The following is a 3,592-nucleotide window of genomic DNA, read 5'->3' as shown; positions in this document are numbered from 1 at the left end:
GTGAATTTACCACTTTTCTAAGCACAACCGCCTCTAAGCACAACCGCCAGGGATTTTAATCCCTGTCTCATAGCTAAAGTCCGTTAAAACGGACTGAAATCGGAAGTCTGAGTCGGTTTCAACCGACTTAAGCTGTTAGACAGTGGTTTTAACCACTGGCGGATTTGATGACGTGAATTTACCACTTTTCTAAGCACAACCGCCTTTAAGCACAACCGCCAGGGATTAAAATCCCTGTCTCATAGCTAAAGTCCGTTAAAACGGACTGAAATCGGAAGTATGAGTCGGTTTCAACCGACTTAAGCTGTTAGACAGTGGTTTTAACCACTGGCGGGTTTGATGGCGTGAATTTACCACTTTTCTAAGCACAACCGCCTCTAAGCACAACCGCCAGGGATTTTAATCCCTGTCTCATAGCTAAAGTCCGTTAAAACGGACTGAAATCGGAAGTCTGAGTCGGTTTCAACCGACTTAAGCTGTTAGACAGTGGTTTTAACCACTGGCGGATTTGATGACGTGAATTTACCACTTTTCTAAGCACAACCGCCTTTAAGCACAACCGCCAGGGATTAAAATCCCTGTCTCATAGCTAAAGTCCGTTAAAACGGACTGAAATCGGAAGTATGAGTCGGTTTCAACCGACTTAAGCTGTTAGACAGTGGTTTTAACCACTGGCGGGTTTGATGGCGTGAATTTACCACTTTTCTAAGCACAACCGCCTCTAAGCACAACCGCCAGGGATTAAAATCTCTGTCTCATAGCTAAAGTCCGTTAAAACGGACTGAAATCGGAAGTATGAGTCGGTTTCAACCGACTTAAGCTGTTAGACAGTGGTTTTAACCACTGGCGGGTTTGATGGCAGGTATTCAATTTTAATTCACAGAATCATATATTCTCCCGAACCTCTTCCCAAAAGTGCAAGGATTTTGAGCCTAATCGCACTACAACCTGGCACTTGTTTGGCTCAAAAATGCTTTAAACCATTATCTAGCATAGATTATACCTTTATTCAGCAAGCCCTAATTAATATATACCAAATATTCTGGTAGGACTGTTAGCGTTAGTCTAGCATTCGGGCGATATGGGGAATAAGGTATTACCTTATAAATTCAGATACCCAACTTCTTCAAAAAGTCGGGTATCTAGCAGAGAAATTAGGATTTCTGAGCGTGAATTTAATAACTATCCTCACTACCAACAGTTGCCATCGCTAATACTTGATTAGCACGATTGAGACGATTTGCGATCGCAGCCCTCAACTTTAACTCGATGGATGGGGTGGCGAGTACCTCTTGTGCTTCTTGTCGATACATAGCACCAGTCACCGGATCGACACGATCTATGTTAGCTAGATTAAAATATACAGTCTTAGGAGATACTGTCATCATCTATTCCTCCATCTATTCTACTAATAATCTCAATCTTGGCTTAATTATCTGGTAAATGGCAAGCTTTATGATGATTGCTAAACAAAAATTAGCAGCGGATGGGTGGTTGGTGGTTGGCTGATGCTTGGAGTGGGGGTGGCAGCGGATGGATGGTTGGTTGGTGGCTGATGTTGTTGGTGGGGGTGGCAGTGGATGGGGTGTGGGGAGTTATGGCTAGCCGCATTACGATCGCAGAATCAAAGTATAAATAGATAATTCAAGATCGTTACTCCTGGCTGATCGCCAATCCAAATAGACATGATGAAATGGTTTCGCTTATCCCACCAACAATTACAGTTTGTCCGATTTCTGGGTTTATGCCTCTGTTGCTGTTTCCTGATTATTAGCTGTAAGGGTGGCAACAATACCACAACCGGAGGTTCCCCTACTGCTAGCACTACATCCACTAGTAAGGATCGCATTGCTGTAGGATTTGTGGAAACGCCACGAACTCTCGATCCTGCTGATGGGTATGAGGTGGCTATTAGCGATATTATCACTAATTTAGGCGATCGCCTCTACACCTACGTTGGCGATACAGACAAACTCGAACCCCAACTGGCGACAGCACTTCCCAAAATCAGTAAAGATGGTTTAACCTATACTATTCCTCTCCGTCAGGGTGTCAAGTTTCATGACGGGGAACCATTTAATGCTAAAGCGATGGTGTTTTCCTTGGAAAGGTTTAGTAAAAATGGCGGGAAGCCTTCATCACTGCTATCTAATATTATGGATTCGGTAACTGCCTCTGGGGAATACGAAATTACGATTAAACTGAAACAGCCATTTGCGCCATTTCCTTCTCTTTTAGCTTTTCCTGGATTATGTGCTGTTTCTCCGAAAGCTTATGAAATAGGGCAAGGAAAATTCAAACCCAATGAATTTGTGGGAACAGGTCCTTATAAATTGGTATCATATAGTCCCAATCAAGTTAAAGTGGATGCTTTTGGCGATTATTGGGGCGAAAAACCACCCACAAAAGGGATTGACTTTCAGTTTCTCAGCAGTGCCGCTAACTTGTATACTTCTTTTGCTACAGGAGCAGTGGATTTGGCTTATCGAGACTTAGATGCCGAACAAATCCTCAGTTTACAGAAAGATGCGCCCGCCAAAGGCTTTAAAGTTATCGAAAAATCCAGTAGTGGAATTATCTATCTGGTGCTGAATGTGAAACAGATACAACCAGTAGAAATTAGACAAGCCATCGCTGCTATTATAGATCGTCCTTTAATTGTCGATCGCGTCTATCGAGGTTTAGCCACACCCGCCTACAGTATCGTTCCCACCAACTTTGAAACTACCAAACCTGTATTTAAAGATGCTTACGGTGACGGTAATGCCGCCAAAGCCAAGGAACTTTTGACTAAAGCTGGCATTACTAAAGAGAAACCCTTTGAATTGACTATCTGGTATTCCTCAAATTCCACCCAACGTCAGCAAATTGTCACCCTACTGAAAGAATATATTGCCCAGAAACTGGAAGGATTAATCAAAATTACACCCCAAGCAGTGGATTCAACCACACTATTTGCCAACATTCCCAAAGGGATTTATCCTAGTTATATCAGTTCTTGGTTCCCCGATTTTGGCGATGCTGATAACTACATCAGTCCCTTTTTCACTTGCGATAAAGGTTCAGTACAAAATGGTTGTACAGAAGGTGCAAGTCAAAGTCAAGGATTCTTCTACTATAGTGACAAGATGAATCAACTTATCAAAGCACAACGGCAAGAACAAAATCCAGAAGCGCGGCAAAAAATATTTGCCGAAATTCAAGATATCGTCGCCCAAGATGTTCCTCTTGTGCCCATCTTGCAGAGAAAAGACTACGCCTTTAGCCAAAAAAACCTAAATAATGTGGAAATCAACCCTGTTTTAGGTGTATCCTTCCCTAAGATACAGAAACAACCATAATTTTGTTATTGGTTGTTGGTTGTTGGTTATTGGTTTTTTGTTAAGATGTGACGCAGACAAGTTGTATAAATGAGGTAGGCAAGATGCCCGCCCTACAAAAGTTTCACAGATTGCGATCGTTCTAATTAGATGCGCATTTTCTTATTATTTTTTTGTTGTTGGTTTACAGCCTCTGCAAATAACCAAAAACAAACAACAAATAACCAAAAACAAACAACAAATAACCAAAAACAAACAACAAATAACCAAAA

3 protein-coding genes are annotated in these 3,592 nt (G+C 41.9%); 2 read left to right on the top strand and 1 reads right to left on the bottom strand.

Going from position 1 to position 3,592, the window contains the following annotated elements; genetic code table 11:
- Positions 1–1,175: 1,175 nt before the first annotated feature.
- A complete protein-coding gene (locus tag NJ959_RS22190; RefSeq protein ID WP_254013917.1) occupies positions 1,176–1,388 on the bottom strand; it encodes a hypothetical protein in 213 nt (70 codons plus the stop codon).
- A 98-nt stretch (positions 1,389–1,486) separates the two neighbouring features.
- Here NJ959_RS22190 and NJ959_RS22185 point away from each other — a divergent pair, with 98 nt between their 5' ends.
- Both NJ959_RS22185 and NJ959_RS22180 read left to right on the top strand, forming a co-directional pair.
- A complete protein-coding gene (locus NJ959_RS22185) occupies positions 1,487–1,639 on the top strand; it encodes a hypothetical protein (protein ID WP_254013916.1) in 153 nt (50 codons plus the stop codon).
- Between the two features lie 46 nt (positions 1,640–1,685).
- Entirely contained in the window at positions 1,686–3,341 is a 1,656-nt protein-coding gene (locus NJ959_RS22180) for an ABC transporter substrate-binding protein (RefSeq protein WP_309242689.1), read from the top strand.
- Positions 3,342–3,592 lie beyond the last annotated feature (251 nt).

Origin of the sequence: Limnofasciculus baicalensis BBK-W-15 (assembly GCF_024178385.1) — a bacterium.
Taxonomy (GTDB): domain Bacteria; phylum Cyanobacteriota; class Cyanobacteriia; order Cyanobacteriales; family Coleofasciculaceae; genus Limnofasciculus; species Limnofasciculus baicalensis.
The sequence above is the reverse complement of the archived record's forward strand: the minus strand, read 5'-3'. Positions and strand labels throughout refer to the sequence as shown.

Excerpts from the sequence above, each read along its gene's own strand:
- NJ959_RS22190 (WP_254013917.1), bottom strand. The coding sequence starts at position 1,388 with ATGATGACAGTATCTCCTAAGACTGTATATTTTAATCTAGCTAACATA.
- NJ959_RS22185 (WP_254013916.1), top strand. The coding sequence starts at position 1,487 with ATGGGTGGTTGGTGGTTGGCTGATGCTTGGAGTGGGGGTGGCAGCGGA.
- NJ959_RS22180 (WP_309242689.1), top strand. The coding sequence starts at position 1,686 with ATGATGAAATGGTTTCGCTTATCCCACCAACAATTACAGTTTGTCCGA.